We start from the raw sequence: 18,432 nt of genomic DNA on the forward strand, positions 1-18,432 counted from the left end.
GCAGCAGGCGCACCACGTTGTCGCCCGCCGGGATCACCAGCAGGTGCGCGTCGCGGGCGGCGGCGGCGAATTCGGTGTTCGGCACGTGGAGCTTGAGGCCGAGCATCAGGCCCTCGCCGCGGATGTCCGCGATGACGGCCGGGTGCCGGTCCTGCAGGGCGGCGAGGCGCTGCTTCAGGATCAGGCCCATGCGCTGGACATGGTCGAGGAAGCCGTCCGCCAGCACCACGTCGAGGACGGCGTTGCCCACCGCCATGGCCAGCGGGTTGCCGCCGAAGGTGGTGCCGTGGCTGCCCGCCGTCATGCCGCGTGCGGCGTTCGCCGTGGCGAGGCAGACGCCGAGGGGGAAGCCGCCGCCGATGCCCTTGGCCGCGCTCATGATGTCGGGGGCCGCCCCCGCCCACTCGTGCGCGAACAGCTTGCCCGTGCGCCCGACCCCGGTCTGGACCTCGTCCATGATGAGCAGGATGCCGTGCGCGTCGCAGAGTTCGCGCAGGCCGCGCAGGCATTGCGGCGGCACCGGGCGCACGCCGCCCTCCCCCTGGATCGGCTCGATCAGGATCGCGGCCGTCTCCGGGCCGATGGCGGCCCGCAGGGCCTCGTGGTCGCCGAAGGGCACCTGGTCGAAGCCGTCGACCTTCGGACCGAAGCCCTCGATGTACTTCTGCTGACCGCCGGCCGCGATGGTGGCCAGGGTCCGGCCGTGGAAGGCGCCCTCGACGGTGAGGATCCGGAAGCGCTCCGGGTGGCCGTCGGCGGCGTGGTACTTGCGCGCCATCTTGATGGCGGCCTCGTTGGCTTCCGCCCCCGAATTGGCGAAGAAGGCCACGTCCGCGAAGGTGGCGTCCACGAGGCGCCGGCCCAGCCGCTCGCCCTCCGGGATCTCGAACAGGTTCGAGGTGTGCCAGAGCTTCTGCGCCTGCGCGGTCAGGGCCTGGACGAGGTGCGGATGGGCGTGGCCCAGGGCGTTCACCGCGATGCCGGCGCCGAAATCGAGGTATCGCTCGCCGCTGCGCGCCTCGAGCCATGCGCCCTCGCCGCGTTCGAAGGCGATGGGAGCCCGGGCATAGGTCGGCAGAAGGGCGGATGTCACGATCCCGTCTTCCCGTGTGTCTCGCGGGCACGCGAGACACGCGACCGCACCAAATGAAAGTGCCGCCTCGGATGGGGCGGCACGCGCGCGATTACTAGAGAAATGGCCAATTCTGTCAACGACAGACCGGGTTCACAGCCCTGACATGCCTGCCCATTAGGCTGTTGCGCGCGCGCTGTGCGGCCCGCCTCGGGTCATGCCTTGCACCCTGCGCCTGGAAGTGCTCAGAGCCGCGTCACGCCGGCCGGACGACCCGCGGCCGCCCAGCAGAGGAACGACGCAGCATGAGCACCGTCACGGAACGCCTGGAGGCCCTCGGCCTGACCCTGCCCAAGGCCGCGGCCCCCGTCGCGAACTACGTGCCCTTCGTGCGCAGCGGCAACCTCGTGGTGATCTCCGGGCAGATCTGCTTCGGGGCCGACGGCCGAATCGCCGGCGCCCACACGGGCAAGCTCGGGGCCGAGGTCTCGGCCGAGGACGGCATCGCCGCCGCCCGGCTCTGCGCCCTCAACGTGCTGGCCCAGCTCCAGGCGGCGGTGGGCGACCTCGACCGCGGCGTCGTGCAGTGCATCCGCCTCGGCGGCTTCATCAACGCGGTGCCGACCTTCGCGGGACTCGCCGGCATCATGAACGGTGCCTCCGACCTCATGGTGGAGATCCTGGGCGACCGCGGCCGCCACGCCCGCTCCACCGTCGGCGTCGCCGAGCTGCCCCTCGACGCGGCCGTCGAGGTCGAGGCGATGTTCGAGGTCAAATGAGCCCGCCGACGGCCCCCAACGCCCCCGACTGGCTCACCGCCCGGCCCATCGCCCATCGCGGCCTGCACGACCGGGCGGGCGGCGTGCCCGAGAACACCCTCGCGGCCGCCGAGGCGGCGATCCGGGGCGGCTACGCCATCGAGTGCGACGTCCAGCTCAGCGCCGACGGCGAGGCGATGGTGTTCCACGACGAGACCCTGGGCCGCCTGACCGCGGCCGGGGAGGCGGTGGGCGCGCGCTCCGCCGCGGATCTCGGCGCCCTGACGGTGGCGGGCAGCGCCGAGCGCATCCCGACCCTGCCGGCCTTCCTGGCCCGGATCGGCGGGCGCACGCCCCTCGTGATCGAGGTGAAGTCGCGCTACACCGGCGACCTGCGGCTCGCCGAGCGCGTGGCCGCCCTCGCGACCGCCTATGACGGCCCCGTGGCGCTGAAATCCTTCGATCCGCAGATCGTCACCGCCCTGCGGACGCTCGCGCCCGGGCTCCCGCGCGGCATCGTCGCCGAGACGCGCCAGGACGACCCGGCCTACGCCACCCTGCCCCCGAGCCTGCGGCGCGCCCTCCCGGGCCTGCTGCATTTCGACGAGACCCGGCCGGACTTCCTGTCCTGGCGGGTGGACGACCTGCCCTGCGCGCCCACCGTCCTGTGCCGGCTCCTGGGGCAACGCCCGGTGATGACCTGGACCGTGCGCAATCCGGACCAGCGCCGGCACGCCGCGATCCACGCCGACCAGATGGTGTTCGAGGGGTTCTGCCCGTAGGGCGCCGCTCGCCCCCTGCGACGGCGCGCGGCCCCGCGCCGCCCTTGGCCCGCCGGGCTCCGGGGACTAGATTGCCCCGCGATGGACATTCCCGGCGAAACACAGCGTTCCGGCGAAGGCCCCGGCGCCCCGGCCGAGACCGTGACGGAACTGCAGGTGCGCGCGGTGCCGGGCCTGGCTGGGATCGCGGCGGCCGAGTGGGATGCCTGCGCCACCTCGGCCGAGACCCTCTCGGGCGGCGACGAGACCCACAATCCCTTCCTCTCGCACGCCTTCCTGTCGTCGCTGGAGGATTCGGGCTGCGTCTCGCGCAAGACCGGCTGGCTCCCCCTCCACGTGGCGGTGGAGCGCGAGGGCCGCCTCGTCGGGGTGGCGCCCTGCTACCTGAAATCCCACAGCCAGGGCGAGTACGTCTTCGACCACGGCTGGGCCGACGCCTACGAGCGGGCGGGCGGCAGCTACTACCCGAAGCTCCAGGTCAGCGTGCCCTTCACCCCCGTCACCGGCCCGCGCTTCCTCATCGCGCCGGGGCAGGACGTGAACGAGGCGGCCTCCGCGATCGTGGCGGGCCTGCGCGCCCTGCGGGCCGAGACCAAGGCCTCCTCGATCCACGTCACCTTCATGCAGGCGCGCGAGTGGGACCAGGCCGGGGCGCTGGGCTTCCTCCAGCGCGTCGACCAGCAGTTCCACTGGGAGAATGCCGGGTACGGGACCTTCGCGGATTTCCTCGGGGCGCTGGCGTCGCGCAAGCGCAAGGCGATCCGGCGCGAGCGCCGCGACGCCCTGGCGCCCGGCCTCACCATCGAGCACGTCACCGGCGCCGACCTGACCCCAGCCCACTGGGACGCGTTCTACGAATTCTACGCCGATACCGGCGCGCGCAAGTGGGGCCGGCCCTACCTGAACCGCAGGTTCTTCGGGCTCCTCGGCGAGCGCATGCCCGAGCGGGTGCTGCTGGTGATGGCCAAGCGCGCGGGGCGCTACGTCGCCGGCGCCATCAACCTCATCGGGGATGTGGCCCTCTACGGCCGCAACTGGGGCTGCGTCGAGGACCACCCGTTCCTGCATTTCGAGGTCTGCTACTATCAGGCCATCGACTTCGCCATCGCCCAGGGCTTGAAGCGCGTCGAGGCGGGCGCGCAGGGTGAGCACAAGCTCGCCCGCGGCTACCGCCCGGTCCTCATGCACTCGGCCCACGACATCGCCGACCCGGCCCTGCGCCGGGCGGTGGCCGATTACCTGAAGCGCGAGCGCGAACACGTGCTGGAAGCCGCCGAAGTCCTGGACACGCTGACGCCCTTCCGGCGCGAAGCCTTGCCGGAAGCGTCCGAAGAACCGGCATCCGACTTGCCTGGGGCCGAGCCGGAGGCGAATCCTTCCGGTTGAGGACGCCCCTCCGACCCAGCACAGCCCGCCCCCCAGAGGCGCGAGAGCCCAAGGACGATCCGTGAGCCCCATCGACCGCATCAAGACCTTCGCCGACGACCTCGTGGCCCTCCGCCGCGACTTCCACGCCCATCCCGAGCTCGGCTTCGAGGAGGTCCGCACCTCCGGCATCGTCGCCGCCGAGCTGGCGCGCTACGGCGTGACCGTCCATCGCGGCATCGGCGGCACCGGAGTGGTGGGCGTGCTGGAGGGCCGCACCGGCTCCGGCCGGCGGGTCGGCCTGCGCGCCGACATGGACGCCCTGCCGATCGAGGAGGAGACCAACCTGCCCTACCGCTCGACGGTGCCGGGCAAGATGCACGCCTGCGGCCATGACGGCCACACCACGATGCTGCTGGGCGCCGCGCGCTACCTCGCCGAGACCCGGGATTTCGACGGCACCGCCCTGTTCGTGTTCCAGCCGGCCGAGGAAGGCCAGGGCGGCGCCCGCGCGATGATCGCCGACGGCCTGTTCGAGAAATTCCCCTGCGACGAGATCTACGCGATCCACAACCAGCCCAACGGCCCGCACGGCAAGATCAAGCTGCGCCCCGGCCCGGCCATGGCGGCGGCGGACTTCTTCGACATCCGCATCACCGGGCGCGGCGCCCACGCGGCCCAGCCGCAGCAGGGCATCGACCCCATCGTGGTGGGCGCCACCCTGGTCCAGGCCCTGCAGTCGATCGTCTCGCGCAACGCCGACCCGCTCAAGAGCGCGGTCCTGTCGGTGACGCAGTTCCACGCGGGCGCCGCCTACAACGTCATCCCGGAGGGCGCCCACATCACCGGTACGGTGCGGACCTTCGACGCGGACCTGCGCACCCTCGTCACCACCCGCATCCGGGCCATCGCCGCGGGCCTCGCGACCGCCTACGGGGCGACGATCGACGTCGACATCCGCGACGTGTTCTCGGTGCTGATGAACAGCCCGGAGCACGCGGCCGCCGCCGCCGACATCGCCCGCGAGCTGTTCGGCCCCGAGGGCGTCGACGACCAGTCGAAGCCGCGCATGGGCAGCGAGGACTTCGCCGACATGGTCGCGCGGGTGCCCGGCGCCTATGCGTGGATCGGCTCGAATCCCGGTCCCGGCCTGCACAATGCGAGCTTCGACTTCGACGACAGCATCATTCCCCTCGGCTCGGCCTTCCTCGCCCGCCTCGTCGAGCGGCGCACCGCCGCCTGACACGGGCGGTCACGGGGCATTGCGGATCGGGGTGGCGGGGCCTTAGGAAAGGCGCCCGCCTCCCGCACGCCGCACGGTCGATGTCCATGAACGAATTGCACGACCTGAGTCCGAGGGCGGCCGACGGGTCGCCCTACCCCCTGGCCCAGCACCGGGGGCAGGTGATCCTGATCGTCAACACCGCCTCGAAATGCGGGTTCACGCCGCAATATGCCGGGCTGGAGGCCCTGGCGCAGAAGCACCGGGCGGACGGCCTCGTGGTGCTGGGCTTTCCCTGCAACCAGTTCGGCGCCCAGGAGCCGGGGGATGCGGCCGAGATCGCCCGCTTCTGCAGCCTGACCTACGACGTCAGCTTCCCGGTCCTCGCCAAGGTCGCGGTGAACGGCCCCGCGGCCGACCCGGTCTTCGCGCATCTGACGCAGGCGAAGCCCGGCCTCCTCGGCAGCCGCGCCATCAAGTGGAACTTCACCAAGTTCCTCGTCGGGCGCGACGGTCGGGTGATCGCCCGCTACGCGCCCTCCACGAAGCCGGAGGCCCTGGAGGCCGCCATCGCGGCCGCCCTGGCGGAGCCCGCGCCCGCCTCCTGAGAGGCGACCCGCCCCGGCGGAGGGCGCGCGACGGGGCGATCGGACCGGCCGCGTCGGGCCCCGCGCCGTCCCGCCGGCCGGAACGCGCCGGCCCCGCCGCCACGATCCCCAGCCGGATGGGCGCGATCGGCGGCCAGGGTTAGGAAAGTCCTGGCCAAATCCCACAGGCGCCGGAACCGCTTGACCCGACAGGGGTCGCGCCGGTCCGACCGGCCGACCGGCGGCTCTCCGGGCCCCGATGCCGGCCCGTCCGGCCCGCGCCCGCAACGATCCGGTAAAGAATTCGTTAGCCGGCGTTCAGCCTTGTCATGCCAGAAGCTCCCGACGGACTTGCCGGATCGTCCCGGCTGCGGTGCGATTCGGAGAGGTGGGGACACGGCATGGCTGCAGGCACGGGTCGATCGGCATCGGCGAACGGCGAGGCGGGCGCTGCGGCTCCGGGCCGGGCCATGCCCGAGGCGGTGCGACTGCATCTCGGATCCGAGCTGAAGGCCTTCTACGCCGCGGTTCTCGCCGAGGCGCCGCCGACGGCCCTGCTCGACCTGATCGTCCGGCTGGAGGTCCACCCGCCCGCGGCCGCGGACTTCCGCGCCGCGCTGCTCGACGCCCTGCCCGGCCTGCGCGCCTTCGCGCTGTCGCTCGCCGTCGCGCCGAATGCGGCCGACGACCTTGTGCAGGAGACGCTGCTGAAGGCCTGGGCCAACCGGCACCGCTTCGAGCCCGGCAGCAACCTGAAGGCCTGGCTCTGCACCATCCTGCGCAACCAGTTCTACACCGAGTGCCGCAAGCGCAAGCGCGAGGTCGAGGATGCGGACGGTGCCTTCGCCGCGAAGGTCGTGGCGCCGGCCGCGCAGGAGGCGAGCAGCGATCTGCGCCGGGTCTGGCAGCATCTCGGCAAGCTGCCGCCCGCCCAGCGGGAGGCGCTGGTGCTCGTGGCGGCGCAGGGGATGACCTACGAGGCCGCCGCCGCGCTGATCGGCTGCCAGGTCGGGACCATGAAGAGCCGCGTCAGCCGGGCCCGAGCCTTCCTCGTCGGGTCCCTCGGGATGGAGGCGCGCGAGGCGGCGTCCTGAACCGGCATTGCGGGGGCACCGGCGCGGGCGGCGCCCCTTACTCGGGGGCCGCCTCGTCGGCCTCGCCGTCATCGTCTCCCAACCGGTAGGGCTCCCGCACGAGGGGCGCGCGCCCCTCGGGCTGGACCCGGGCGGGGGCGAGGGTGGGCCGGGCCGGGTCGAAGGGCATCATCGCGGCCCCCGAGGCGACCACGCCGGCCAGCGCCCGCAACGGGGCGGGCTGCCGGGAATCCTGGGCGACGCCCTCGGCCTCCGCCTGGAGGCGCAGGTTGCACGCCCGCGCGGGCAGGCCCTCATCCGGCGTGCAGGCATCGTGCCGGGCGCAGGCCGCGTCGAGGGCGTCGATGGGTGCGAGCGGGGCGTTGTTGCCCGGCCCGCAGTAATTGCCGTGCAGCAGCGTCTTGGTGGGGACGGGCGGCTTGGTGGGGGGCGACGCCCCGGAGCCTGCGTCGGCCTGTGCGCGGGCGGGTGCCGAAAGGCAGGCCACCACCAGGGCCGAAGCCACGAATCCGGACGCCGTCCATCGGGACATCGTCATGCGCTCACCTCCGTTCGCCCGCACGGCCCGGGCCCTGCCCCGCAGGCCGGGAGCGGCGCGGAAAAGCGTAATGCCGGGGTCTCGGCGACGGTTCCGGCCGCCTTCGCCCGCCCGGGCGGCCCCGGCCCGTCCGTCTCGGCGCGGAGCGCCGCGCCCCGAGTTCACATGGTCGAGAGTCCGCGAACCGGGGGGCGCGGCCGGAGGTTCGAACCTTGCATCACCGTCTGCATCGCCGTGGATCGGTCTGCGGTGATCGATCTGCGTGGATCGGTCTTGCCGTCTCCGCCGTTGCTCGGGCCGTTGCGCGGATCCGGTCGATGTCACCGTTCCCGTTCGCAGGGACTGATCCATGATGAACGCCCAGACCTACCGCGTGACCCTGGAGACCCGCGACGGGCGCCGCGTCCTGACCGCGATGGCCGAGCGGGAGGCGGCCCTGATGGCGGAATCCGTCCTGCGTCGCTACGCGGGCCAGACCCTCACCGTCGGCTTCAGCGTCGCCTGCACGGACCCGGAGGCGCGCCGCCGCATCGCCTATTACCTGACCGACGTCGCCCTCGAACTCGAGCTCGCCTGAGCGGGGCGCCCGCCGCCCGGATGGTCCGTGAGACCCGATGGCGCTGGACGAAAGAATTCCGGGTATGCGAGAACGCGGCCCCGATGCCGAGGCGGGTCGGGGTGGCCGTCCGGCGACGGGTCCGGTCGATCGTCCGTGCTGGCCGCGGGACCCGGGGCCCGGGCCCCTTGATCGATCGGACGGGCCTGCCCAGGCATCCGGCTCGGCGCGACGGTCCGCTGCGAAGGGTTCGGAAGGTCGCGGTGTCTTCCTTGGTACAGGCATGTGTCAGGCCTGCCGGCCGGGCGATCCGAGCGGGTGTTCCTTAGGACCCAACGATGAGATTTTTCGTCAACAAGGATGTGAGTGGAGGGATTCACTTCTGGCTGGCGCCCGACAATCCGCGTGCGATCAGCAGGGTTTTCGTCTCCGTCGACGGGCGCCGGACCGCGGAACTGTCGGCCTGGATCACCGACGACAATATCCGCGCGAATGGCTGGCACTCGACCGGTCAATGCGTCTACATGATCACCGAGAAGGAATTGCCGGAGCTCGCTTCCGCGAACCGGATCGAGATCTTCGATGCCGATACGAACATCCTGATCTACCGGTCCATTCGGGAGAAGGTTTTCCTGCCGGCCAAGCTGATCAGCATCACCGCGACCGTTCAGAAGAATACCTTCGTCGAACAGAACCTGTTCGATCTCTTCCAGTATAGCTACTTCAACGTCGACCGGCTTTCGGAAGAGGTCGTGCAGAGCATCATGCAGGGCCCCTGGCTGACGTCGTCGCTCATCACGGGGGCCGTGATCTTTCCCCGCTACGAGGTGTTCTTCCAGGACGACCATTGCGTGAGCGGCGTCCTCATCCAGGACCCCTTCGAGGAAATGGCCGCCCGCATGCGGTGGCTTCAGTCGAAGAAGGCGATCACGGACGACCCCGCGCAGAACTGGCGCCTGGGCGGGATGCTGGAATCCGTCCGCTTCGCGGCGGAGTACGATCTGTCGAACAGCCGAAACATCAAGCGCTTCCTGCGGATGCTGCCCGAGCCGTGCTACCGCTTCCTCTACAACCCGCTCTGCCGGCAATTCGGAACCCGCTCGCCGAGCGACCCGTTCGCGCCCGGCAACTCCATCGTCGCCATGGAGATCATCTCGCGGATCAAGGTCGTGGGGCACAGCGACTACACGAGCGAATATTATACCGCGCTCTTCGACCGCCTGGGGGTCGCTCCCGTCGCGATGTCGCATCCGAAGCCTTCGGAGGACGTCCTCTCGCTCGCGGCCCTGTTGAGATCGGTCGACGCCGCGCGGGACATGGTCGCGTTCGACACGGTGATTTCCGATGCCGTTCGGCATGCCGTCGGAAAGAGCTGGCAATGATCGACGCCGGGGTCGCCGTTCGACGCCGGGCGCGGCGTGCCGGTCGAGGGCGGTCCGCGGGCCTCCCGGCCGTCCGGTTTCCCACCCATCCTGTGCCCGCGACGTTCTGAAAGCCCGACCCGAGCCATGTCCGAGGACGATGTTCATCGCGGTGTCGACGGATGGCTCTTTCTCGTCGGCGGAACCAACAGGGTCCTCGCCCAGACCCGAAAAAATCCCCACATCGACATCCAGCTTCAAGCTTGGCGGGATGTCTTCGCGCGTCGCTATCGTGCCTGTAAAAAAGCAGGGTGCGAGTATTTCACGATGATCGCGCCGGAAAAGATCTACATCTACGATAATAAGCTCGGAGATCTGTCGATCGATCCGCGATCGTCTCTCTGCAACCGCCTGCACCGGGGGCTGCTGTTCCATCCGATCCTGCGCCGATCCTATATCGAGCTGTCTCCGCACCTGCGCGCGCATCGCTCGGACGGCGATCTGTATCAGAGGACGGATACGCATTGGACGCTGGCGGGCTGCGAGATCGCCTATCGGCAGATCTGCCGGGCCTGTCGGGCGAGGGCGGTCGACGACTTCCACCTCAGGGAGCGCCGCCAGGAGCGGTCCGCCGGTGATCTCGGATCGAAGTTCGAGCCCGCGATCTCGGAAGATCGGACCTTCTACAGCCTGCAATCGGAGGCCACGCGGGTTTACGCGAACGCGAAGGCGTTGCTGTACGAGTCGCGGCAGACCGCCTCGCACCGGGGAATCCATCACGTCTATCGCAATTCCAGTGCGCGCGCGGATCCCCGGACGTTGATGCTGGTCGGCGATTCCTATGCGGACTTTCCCGCCGCGAGCCTAGTCGTCATGTTGGCCGAGACCTTCCGGGAGGTGCACTTCATCTGGTCGCCGGCGGTGGATTGGGCCTATTTCGCCCGCGTGAAGCCGGACATCCTGATCGGCCAGATCGCGGAGCGGTTTCTGCGCCAGGTGACGGCGGACACCTACGCGGTCGAGCCGTAGGCGCGCCACGGCTCCGGGCCCGAAGGCGCCGGTCCATCACCGGGCGCGGCCGAGAAGGCCGCTGACGTCCCCCGTCAGGCGTTGGCCGAGGCCGGGGCGGCGCCGAGGGCGTCCGGGGCCGGGGTCGCCCGGGCCTGGACCTCGATGAACACCCGCGTCACGTCGGGGCTGCGCGCCTTGAGCCGGGCCTCGACCCGGGAGACCATGGCCTCGATCGCACCGGCGCTGAGGGCGTCGTCCATGTCGAGGCTGACGTTCACGAGGACGTCGGACGGGCCGAGATGCTGGGTCAGCACGGTGTTGACGTGGTGGACGCCCGGCTCGTCGCGCACCACGGCGCGGATCGCCGCCACGAGCTCCGGGTCGGCGGCCTCGCCGATGAGGAGGCCGTGGGTCTCGATCATCAGGAAGGCCGCCATCCCGATCAGGATCAGGCCGATGCCGATGGAGGACCAGCCGTCGAGGGCTGGCATGTCGAGGACCCGGGCCAGGATCACGCCGGCCAGCGCCACCACGAGGCCCATCAGGGCGGCGACGTCCTCGGCCAGCACGGTGAACAGGGCCGGGTCCTTGCTCCGGCGGATGGCGGCGAGCGGCGGCCGCTGGCCCTTCTCCGCCCAGAACGCCTTCAGGGCCACGAAGCAGGAATAGCCCTCGGCCATCACCGAGAAGCCCAGGATCGCCACGTTCACCCAGAAGCCCGAGACGGGGTAGCCCCAGACCACGGCGTCCACCGAGGGCTCGGGGTGCTGGAGCTTGTGGATGCCCTCGTAGACCGCGAAGGCGCCGCCGCCGAGGAAGATGAACAGCGCGACGATGAAGGCGTAGAAGTACACCTCGCGGCCGTAGCCGAACGGGTGCTTCGCCGTGGCCGGACGCTGCGACCGCTTCAGGCCGATGAGGAGCAGGATCTGGTTGGTGGTGTCGACCACAGAGTGGACGCCCTCGGCCAGCATCGCCGAGCTGCCGGTGAGGAAGGCGCCGACGAACTTGGCCGCCGCGATGGCGAGGTTGGCCCCGGCCGCGGTGTAGATGGCGCTGGTGCTCTCGTGGGCCATGCGATGGCGATGCTCTCGGGGGGATCGGTCGGACCTGCGGCGACGCGGGCCCGACCCGCCGGCAGGGCGCGGCGTTCGGACAAGCGTTGCCGCTGGGGCGAAGCGCATCCAACGCACGGGAGCCTCGGAAGGTTCTCCGTCCCCGACGGTTCCGCGCGGAATGATCCCTGGCCCGACTCCGCGCGCCGGGCCCCTCCTGGGGCAAGCCGCCGACGGCGCACCCCACCGAGGGATCGGGGGGCCGGTGGATCAGGCCGCCATCACCAGCATCCAGAGGGCCATCCCGACCATCATCAGGTTCTCGGTCAGCGAGACGAAGCCGAGCGGCACGTTGCTCGATCCGCCGACGCAGGCGCATTTCAGTTCGCGCTTGTCGATGTAGACCGCCTTGAACACCGAGACCGCCCCCACCGTGCCGATGAACAGCGCCACCGGGATCGAGAGCCAGGACAGGGCCCCGGCCAGCATCAGGAGCCCGGCCAGCGCCTCGCAGAACGGATAGGCGTAGGCGTAGCGCACCCAGCGCTTGGCCAGGAGGTCGTAGCCCAGGAACATCGACGAGAAGCGCTCGATGTCCTGCAGCTTCAGGATCGCCAGCACGCACATGCTGAGGGCGATGAACCATTCCGCCGCCCGCACGGTGAAGGGGGAGCCGAAGGCCGCGTGGCTGGCGGCCGACGCCATCAGCGCGGTCATGGCAAAGACCGCGATCACGGGCGTGTAGGTCGTAGCCTGGGGGTCCGGAACGGACCGGCCGAGATGCCGGCGCAGGTCGTCGTAACCGCCGACGCGCTGGCCGGCGATGAAGGTCTGCGGCGTGGTCTTCACGTCGTGCTCAGCCTTGAAGCGGTCGATCTCCTCCCGCGTCGTCAGCCAGCGGTCCTCGACCGCGAAGCCCTCGCGCTCGAGCAGGTCCTTGGCCTTCAGGCCGTAGGGGCAGGTGTGCTCCGGCATCACCATGCGGAACAGGGTGGCCGTCCGGGCGGGACTCGACATCTGGGGCTCCTCGACGGGTGACCCGGCCCGGGAGGCGGTTCGAAACTCCGCCGGGTCGGCCGCGCGGCGGGATGCACCGGCGGCCGGTGCGTAGATGGGGCTTCCCATGGTGGGAAGGTCAAGGGGGGCAAGAACGATTCGTTGCAGTGGAGCCGCAAGAAAGATCCTGGGTTGCAAAGGGGCGGCCCTTCGGCAGGCGTCCGACGCGACGTCCGTGCGGCGAGATCGGGGCGCGACCGCCCAGGTCTGGGACGAAGGAAGCCGGGATGAGGTGGACGGGGTTGGTCGGCCTGTGCATCGTGCGCGCCGACCCCGTCGAACCTTCACCGGAGCCGGCCGCATGACCGTCACGCCCGCCTATGATCCCGACAACGTCTTCGCGAAGATCCTGCGCGGGGAGATTCCCGCCGAGCGGGTCTACGAGGATGCCGACACCCTCGCGTTCATGGACGTGATGCCTCAGGGGGACGGCCACACCCTGGTGATTCCCAAGGCCCCGGCGCGGGGCCTCCTCGACGCCGACCCGGAGGCCCTCGCGGCCCTGGCGCGGACGGTGCAGCGCGTCGCCCGGGCGGTGAAGGCGGCCTTCGCGGCCGAGGGGCTCACGGTGTTCCAGTACAACGAGCCGGCGGGCGGGCAGACGGTGTTCCACCTTCACGTCCACATCGTGCCGCGCTTCGAGGGCGTGCCGCTTCAGCGCCACACGGGCGGCATGGCGGACCGGGCGGTCCTGGCGGAGCACGCCGCCCGCATCCGGGCGGCCCTCGCGGCCGGCTGAGTCAGGCGGCGCCGCTCACCGGCGGGCTGGCGAGGAGCCGGCGCAGGGCGGCGTTCTCGGCCTCGAGTTCGCTGATCCGGCGCACCAGGGCGAGCATCGCGGCGGCCTCGTCCGCCGGGGGCGGAGCCGCGGCGGGCACGGACACGGGCACGGGCGCCGGCGCGGCCTCGTCCACGAAGGTGATGCCGATGCCGTCCGCCCGGCGCCAGCACAGGGTGGCGCGGTAGGTCCGGTCCTTCTGCGGAATGTAGAGGTCGAAGCTCTCGGGCAGCGTCGAGGTCTCGGTCAGGGCGAGCCGGGCGCCGGAGGCGGACAGGTCCCGGACCAGGCAGTCCATGGTCGAGGCACCCTTGTTGAAGATGATCCGGCCCTTGAGGAAGGTCCTCAGACGCGACTCCCTGCGATGCTCCGACATGCCGTGCTGCTCCACCCTGGGGCGGTCTCCGACTCCGCGTCCCATGCGGGGCACCCTGGCACGGCGCCCCTTAAGGAATGATCGCCGCGATGCGCGCGCGCGGCGGCGGACCGGATGCCGCGTTCTCCCTTCGGGTCAGTGGAAGCGGCTGTCCATGGTCTGGAACAGGTAGAAGCCGTTGAAGCGCACGGCGGTCTCGGCCGCGCGGTCGTCGAAATCGGCCGGGGCGTCGCCCACCGCCGCGAGCTTGCCGCCGAAGGCCCAGCGGCCGTTCCCGAGGAAGGGCGGCACGGCGCGGCTCTCCGGCACGGCGCAGCACAGGCCCTCGATGCTCCTGAGGCAGAAAACGTTGTAATTCTGCATCGGTCAATCTCCGATTCGCCCACCCAAGCTACGCCCTAAGCGGGCAATCGGACAGCACTGTGTCGATCAGGTCTCCGGAACGTTACGGGCGAGGTCTTCGAGCCAGGGCCGGGCGCTTCCATCGGAGGGCGCGCGCCAGTCGCCGCGCGGCGACAGGGAGCCCCCGGCCGAGACCTTGGGTCCGTTGGGCAGGGCGGAGCGCTTGAACTGGCTGAAGCCGAAGAAGCGCTGCAGGAAGACCGCGAGCCAGCGCCGGATCTCTCCCAGGTCGTAGGCGCCGCGCTCGGAGTCCGGGAAGTCCGGCGGCCAGGACCCGGTGCCCGCGTCGCCCCAGGCGTGCAGCGCCAGGAAGGCGATCTTCGCCGGCGGGAAGCCGTAGCGCAGAGTGTAGAACAGGTTGAAATCCTGCAGCGCGTAGGGGCCGATCACCCCTTGCGTGCTCTGCGGCGTCGCGCCCGCGTCCACCGGGACCAGCTCGGGCGAGATCTCGGTGGCGAGGATCGCCCGCAGGGTGACGCCGACCTCCGGCCCGACCTGGCCCGAGGCGATGACCCAGCGGATCAGGTGCTGGATCAGGGTCTTGGGCACCCCGGCATTGACGCCGTAATGGCTCATCTGGTCGCCGACGCCGTAGGTGCACCAGCCGAGCGCCAGTTCCGACAGGTCGCCGGTGCCGATCACGAGGGCGCCGTTCTGGTTGGCGAGGCGAAACAGGTAGTCGGTGCGCAGGCCCGCCTGCACGTTCTCGAAGGTGACGTCGTAGACCGGCTCGCCGCGTCCGAACGGGTGGTCCATCCCGGTGAGCATCACGGTGGCGGCCTCGCGGATGTCGATCTCGCGGGCGGTGGTGCCGAGCGCCCGCATCAGGGCGTGGGCGTTGGCCTTGGTGCCCTCCGAGGTAGCGAAGCCCGGCAGGGTGTAGGCCAGGATGTTTGTTCGCGGGAGGCCGAGCCGATCCATGGCCTTGGCCGCGACGATGAGGGCGTGGGTCGAATCGAGGCCGCCCGAGACGCCGATGACGACCTTCTTCGTCCCCGTCGCCTCCAGGCGCTGGGCGAGGCCCGCCACCTGGATGTTGTAGGCCTCGTAGCAATCCTGGGCGAGGCGGGCCGGATCGGCGGGCACGAAGGGGAAGCGCTCGACCGTGCGCCGCAGGCCGAGGTCGTCGGCCGGCGGATCGAGCCGGAAGGCCACCCGGCGATAGGTCGGCCCGCGGGGCGCGGCACGGCCCGAATCGTCGAAGCTGCCCATCTGGAGCCGCTCTTGGGCGAGGCGGCCGAGATCGATGTCGGCCAGGGTCATCACGGGCTCGGACGCGAAGCGCGGCCCTTCGGCGAGGCGCTCCCCGTTCTCGTCGATGCTGGTCTGCCCGTCCCAGGAGAGGTCGGTGGTGGATTCGCCGGTGCCGGCGGCGGCGTAGACGTAGGCGCAGAGGCAGCGCATCGAGGCGGCCCGCGTCAGCAGCGCGCGGGAGTCCGCCCGGCCCACCGTGATCGGGCTGCCCGACAGGTTGGCGAGCACGGTGGCGCCGGCCAAGGCCGCGTCGATGCCGGGGGAGGCGGGCACCCAGAGGTCCTCGCAGACCTCGACGCCGAGCACCAGGTTGGGCACGTCCGCGGCGGCGAACAGCAGGTCGGTGCCGAAGGGCGCCTCCAGGCCGGCGACCCGGATGCTCTCGCCCGCGATCCCGGCGCCGGAGGCGAAGTGGCGCTTCTCGTAGAACTCCCGGTAGGTCGGCAGGAAGCTCTTCGGGATCACCCCGAGGAGCCGGCCGCGGTGGATGGCCAGGGCGCAGTTGTAGAGCCGGTGGCCCCAGCGCAGGGGCGCGCCGACGACGAGGACGGGCTGGAGCGCGGTCGAATCCGCCACGAGGCGCGCCACCGCCGCCTCCACCGCCTCGAGCACCGTGACCTGCAGGAACAGGTCCTCGATGGCGTAGGCCGAGACGCAGAGCTCCGGGAACACCGCCACGGCGACCCCGGCCTCATCGCACGAGCGGGCGAGGGCGAGGATGCCTTCAGCGTTGCGGGCCGGGTCGGCCGGGTGGCTGCGGGTGGTGCAGGCGGCGACCCGGGCGAAGCCGTGCCGGTAGAGGGAGCGGAAGCCGGGATCGGCCGGGGCGGACGTGGTCGCCGAGGGACTGGGCAAGGGGCGGGGCTCCGGACTGATCGCGCCGCACCTTAACCCCTGCCGCCATCCGCCTCCAGCGCAAGGGTTCGGCGGCGTGCCAAGGGGCCCAGCAAGGGGCCCGGCGAGGGGCCGGGCGAGGGGGCTCCGGGTTCGACGGGCGCGGTTCGGTGGTCCCGGTTCAGGCGATCGGGCCTCGGTCGCGCGGTCAAATCAAGCGTCTGTTAACGACGATGCCCCTAACTCAGCGCTGAACCGCGCCGCTCCCGGCGGCGGACCCGTTTTGAGTACATCCGGCCAATCATGCGCGCATCGGGACGGCTCCCCTACTCCCATCGTGATCCTTCGCGCCCCGTTCGCGGCGGCGACCGCCTCGGCCTGTCGATCGGCGCCCTGGCGCACCGGTTGATGAACCTGCGGGCGACCCTCTCCCGCCGCCTCGCCGGCCCGCCGCAGCGGCCGGACTACACGGTGGCGGCCACCCGCCCGACCCCGAGCTGGATGACGAGCCCGCAGGCCCTGGTCGGCCGCAACGAGGTCGGCCTCGCCTTCCGGCCCGCCCCGGCGATCCAGGCCTGGCCGGCCCAGGTCTTCGACGACCGCGCCACCCTCGACATGATCCCGCGCCGCGCCGCCCCCGCGGTCGGGTTCGACGACGGCCAGATGGAGGCCGACACGCCCGCGCCCCGCGTCCTGATCCGGACCCCGCGCCGCCCGGCCGCGATCATGCCCGAGGCCGGCGAGGCCCCGGCCCCTGCCGCGGCGGCCCCGGCCGGACCGGCCGTGCGCTACACCCGCACCCCCGATCCCGTCCTGCACGAGCGCCGCCAGCGGGCGCTGGACGCCGAGCGCGCCGCCCGCGCCCAGGCCCATGCGGAGGCCGAGGCGGAGGCCCTGCGCCTCCAGGCCGAGCAGGACGCGCTCCGGCTCGAGGCCGAGGCGCGGGAGCAGGCCGCCCGCGCGGCGCAGGCGGAGGCCGAGGCCCTGGCCGCCCAGGTGCCCGAGCCCCTGTGGCGCCAGCCCTTCGTCGCCCCCCCCGGCGTGCGCTTCTTCCGCAGCCCCGACCGGCGCCAGGTCCGTCCCGACCCGGAGGCTCCCGCCGCGCTCGCGCCGGAGCCCGCGCCGGTCGAGGCCGTCCCTGTCGAAACCTCTCTCGCCGAAACGTCTCTCGCCGAGACCGCCCTCGCAGACACCGCGCCCGTCGAGACGGCCGTGATCCCCGACGATCGCGACTGGTCGGACGTGCCGGACTGGTCCGAGGTCCAGGCCTGGTTCGACGGCCGCGACGGCGCCGCCCTCGACGCCTGGTCGGCGATCCAGGCCGAGCCCGCCCCGCTGCCGGCGTCCGAGATCGCCGCCTCCGAGATCGTCCCCTCCGAGATCGCCACCGCCGAAAGCCCCGTCTCCGAGCGCGGGGCCTTCGACGGCGCTGCGGCACGGGTCGAGCCCGCGGCCTCCGCCCCGGCCGACGCGACCGCCGAGACGGCGCCGGCCCGGGCGGGCTACCGCCTGGAACACCTCGTGCGGTTCGAGCCCTTCGGCCCGCCGCGCCCGGTCGAAGGCCAGGACAACGCGGTTCCGGGGGCCGCGCCGGTCCGTCCCACCCCGCTCCACGCCATGGCGGCCCGCGCGGCGATCCGCGCCGGCCGTCCGGCCGCCCCCGTCGGCGCTGCGGCCCTGGTGGCCGCCCCGATGGTCGCGGCTCCGCTTCCGGCCCCCTCCCCTGCCCTGCCGGGGGCGATGCCGTTCGTGCCGGTCGCGCCCTTCGAGCCGGCGCCTGTCGTCCCTGCCCCCGTCGTCCCTGCCCCCGTCGTCCCTGCCCTTGTCGCGGCGGCGCCCCGGGCGGCCGAGCCCGCCTTCGTGCCGACCCCGATCCCGGCGCGCCCGGTGCTGCTGCGCAATCCCAAGGGCCTGTCCGCCCCCGAGCCCGAGATCGAGGCTCCGACGCCCGTCGCGTCGACCGATTTGGTCGCGTCGACCGACGCGGTCGAGGGGTCCGTCCCGGTCGAGGCCGAGGCGCCCGCCCCCGCGGCGGAGGCCGTCGCGGCGCCGGAGGTCCCGGCCGTCCACATGCCGCGCGCGATCCTGCCCGAGCGCCCGCTCCTCATCCCGGCCGGCCGGCACGTGCCGATGTCCTTCGTGGAGAACGCCGACTACGAGCACCCCGCCCTCGACCTCCTGGCCGAGCCGCCCCTGAACGAGACGGAGGAGGTCGATGCCGACGTGCTGGAGCAGAACGCCCTCAACCTCCAGCAGACGGTGCAGGATTTCGGCGTGCGCGGCGACATCCTGGCCGTGCGTCCCGGACCCGTCGTCACCCTCTACGAGCTG

At 71.9% G+C, this 18,432-nt stretch carries 18 protein-coding genes; 11 read left to right on the forward strand and 7 right to left on the reverse strand.

Going from position 1 to position 18,432, the window contains the following annotated elements:
- Window positions 1-1,093: aspartate aminotransferase family protein (locus ASF18_RS04780; RefSeq protein WP_244472577.1), on the reverse strand; the 1,093-nt coding region annotated here is incomplete at its 3' end.
- A gap of 284 nt (window positions 1,094-1,377) precedes the next feature.
- Between ASF18_RS04780 and ASF18_RS04785 the strand changes: the two genes are divergently transcribed.
- From ASF18_RS04785 to ASF18_RS04810, 6 genes are all read left to right on the forward strand, one after another.
- Window positions 1,378-1,851: a RidA family protein gene (locus ASF18_RS04785; protein ID WP_056214073.1), complete on the forward strand. Its 474-nt coding sequence runs from the start codon at window positions 1,378-1,380 to the stop codon at window positions 1,849-1,851.
- Window positions 1,848-2,612, forward strand: a complete 765-nt coding sequence (locus tag ASF18_RS04790; RefSeq protein WP_056349866.1) for a glycerophosphodiester phosphodiesterase family protein — start codon at window positions 1,848-1,850, stop codon at window positions 2,610-2,612. The genes ASF18_RS04785 and ASF18_RS04790 overlap by 4 nt, the downstream gene beginning before the upstream one ends.
- An 81-nt stretch (window positions 2,613-2,693) precedes the next feature.
- A complete protein-coding gene (locus ASF18_RS04795) occupies window positions 2,694-3,998 on the forward strand; it encodes a GNAT family N-acetyltransferase (protein ID WP_156649642.1) in 1,305 nt (434 codons plus the stop codon).
- A 61-nt stretch (window positions 3,999-4,059) separates the two neighbouring features.
- On the forward strand, window positions 4,060-5,220 hold the full coding sequence (locus ASF18_RS04800; RefSeq protein ID WP_056277748.1) for a M20 aminoacylase family protein: 1,161 nt from the start codon (window positions 4,060-4,062) through the stop codon (window positions 5,218-5,220).
- An 86-nt stretch (window positions 5,221-5,306) separates the two neighbouring features.
- Window positions 5,307-5,807 (forward strand): glutathione peroxidase, encoded by a 501-nt coding sequence (locus ASF18_RS04805; protein WP_056214253.1) that lies wholly within the window; start codon window positions 5,307-5,309, stop codon window positions 5,805-5,807.
- A gap of 380 nt (window positions 5,808-6,187) precedes the next feature.
- Window positions 6,188-6,880: a sigma-70 family RNA polymerase sigma factor gene (locus ASF18_RS04810; RefSeq protein WP_056349868.1), complete on the forward strand. Its 693-nt coding sequence runs from the start codon at window positions 6,188-6,190 to the stop codon at window positions 6,878-6,880.
- 37 nt (window positions 6,881-6,917) lie between these two features.
- Here ASF18_RS04810 and ASF18_RS24525 read toward each other — a convergent pair whose 3' ends face one another.
- On the reverse strand, window positions 6,918-7,418 hold the full coding sequence (locus ASF18_RS24525; RefSeq protein ID WP_244472578.1) for a hypothetical protein: 501 nt from the start codon (window positions 7,416-7,418) through the stop codon (window positions 6,918-6,920).
- A 349-nt stretch (window positions 7,419-7,767) separates the two neighbouring features.
- Here ASF18_RS24525 and ASF18_RS04820 point away from each other — a divergent pair, with 349 nt between their 5' ends.
- The 3 genes from ASF18_RS04820 to ASF18_RS04830 all read left to right on the forward strand — a co-directional run bounded on the left by ASF18_RS04820 (window position 7,768) and on the right by ASF18_RS04830 (window position 10,364).
- Window positions 7,768-7,995, forward strand: a complete 228-nt coding sequence (locus ASF18_RS04820) for a hypothetical protein (protein WP_056214060.1) — start codon at window positions 7,768-7,770, stop codon at window positions 7,993-7,995.
- A 317-nt stretch (window positions 7,996-8,312) separates the two neighbouring features.
- Entirely contained in the window at window positions 8,313-9,356 is a 1,044-nt protein-coding gene (locus ASF18_RS04825; RefSeq protein ID WP_056349870.1) for a hypothetical protein, read from the forward strand.
- A 36-nt stretch (window positions 9,357-9,392) separates the two neighbouring features.
- Window positions 9,393-10,364: a hypothetical protein gene (locus ASF18_RS04830; RefSeq protein WP_156649644.1), complete on the forward strand. Its 972-nt coding sequence runs from the start codon at window positions 9,393-9,395 to the stop codon at window positions 10,362-10,364.
- A gap of 74 nt (window positions 10,365-10,438) precedes the next feature.
- Here ASF18_RS04830 and ASF18_RS04835 read toward each other — a convergent pair whose 3' ends face one another.
- Together ASF18_RS04835 and ASF18_RS04840 are read right to left on the reverse strand one after the other, a co-directional pair.
- The gene (locus ASF18_RS04835; RefSeq protein ID WP_056214052.1) at window positions 10,439-11,422 is read right to left on the reverse strand and encodes a cation diffusion facilitator family transporter; all 984 of its coding nucleotides are present in this window, start codon (window positions 11,420-11,422) and stop codon (window positions 10,439-10,441) included.
- A 249-nt stretch (window positions 11,423-11,671) separates the two neighbouring features.
- A complete protein-coding gene (locus tag ASF18_RS04840; protein WP_056349872.1) occupies window positions 11,672-12,418 on the reverse strand; it encodes a glutaredoxin in 747 nt (248 codons plus the stop codon).
- 340 nt (window positions 12,419-12,758) lie between these two features.
- On the opposite strand from ASF18_RS04840, the gene ASF18_RS04845 reads away from it, so the two are divergent.
- Window positions 12,759-13,196 carry an HIT family protein gene (locus ASF18_RS04845; protein ID WP_056214046.1) on the forward strand — a complete coding sequence of 146 codons (438 nt, stop codon included), beginning with the start codon at window positions 12,759-12,761 and terminating at the stop codon, window positions 13,194-13,196.
- 1 nt (window position 13,197) lies between these two features.
- Here the strand turns inward: ASF18_RS04845 and ASF18_RS04850 are convergent, their stop codons facing one another.
- The 3 genes from ASF18_RS04850 to ASF18_RS04860 form a co-directional block, all read right to left on the reverse strand.
- Complete coding sequence (locus ASF18_RS04850) at window positions 13,198-13,611, reverse strand: PilZ domain-containing protein (protein ID WP_056214043.1); 414 nt, start codon at window positions 13,609-13,611, stop codon at window positions 13,198-13,200.
- Window positions 13,612-13,746: 135 nt separating this feature from the next.
- Entirely contained in the window at window positions 13,747-13,974 is a 228-nt protein-coding gene (locus tag ASF18_RS04855; protein ID WP_056214039.1) for a hypothetical protein, read from the reverse strand.
- A 66-nt stretch (window positions 13,975-14,040) separates the two neighbouring features.
- Window positions 14,041-16,122 carry an NAD(+) synthase gene (locus ASF18_RS04860; RefSeq protein ID WP_056349874.1) on the reverse strand — a complete coding sequence of 694 codons (2,082 nt, stop codon included), beginning with the start codon at window positions 16,120-16,122 and terminating at the stop codon, window positions 14,041-14,043.
- 282 nt (window positions 16,123-16,404) lie between these two features.
- Here ASF18_RS04860 and ASF18_RS24530 point away from each other — a divergent pair.
- Window positions 16,405-18,432 (forward strand): DNA translocase FtsK (locus ASF18_RS24530; protein WP_280138921.1); only part of this gene is annotated, 2,028 nt, incomplete at its 3' end.

Source organism: Methylobacterium sp. Leaf89 (assembly GCF_001422215.1).
GTDB lineage: Bacteria > Pseudomonadota > Alphaproteobacteria > Rhizobiales > Beijerinckiaceae > Methylobacterium.